The sequence below is a fragment of the Ammoniphilus sp. YIM 78166 genome, assembly GCF_004522215.1.
GTDB lineage: Bacteria > Bacillota > Bacilli > Aneurinibacillales > RAOX-1 > YIM-78166.
Genome location: NZ_SDLR01000075.1, coordinates 1 through 302, shown reverse-complemented (window position 1 = coordinate 302; position 302 = coordinate 1). Strand labels below are relative to the sequence as shown.

1 protein-coding gene is annotated in these 302 nt (G+C 46.0%); it reads right to left on the bottom strand.

Features of this window, described 5'->3' with window-relative positions:
- Positions 1-302: EF-Tu C-terminal domain-related protein (locus EIZ58_RS32960; protein ID WP_240689504.1), on the bottom strand; the 302-nt coding region annotated here is incomplete at both ends.

The following is a 302-nucleotide window of genomic DNA, read 5'->3' as shown; positions in this document are numbered from 1 at the left end:
GGTGTGGAAGTAGAATTGTGGACGGTAGTTTGAGAAGAATGGCGTATGACGGCCACCTTCTTCTTTGCTCAAGATATAAACTTCACCCTTGAACTTTTCATGAGTTTGGATTGAACCTGGTTGTGCAAGCACTTGACCACGAACAACTTGCTCACGGTTAACACCACGAAGCAAAGCACCAACGTTATCCCCGGCTTCACCAAGGTCCAACGTCTTACGGAACATTTCAAGACCAGTAACCGTCGTCTTCAGTACGTCTTCATGTAAACCAACGACTTCAACTTCGTCACCGACTTTAACAG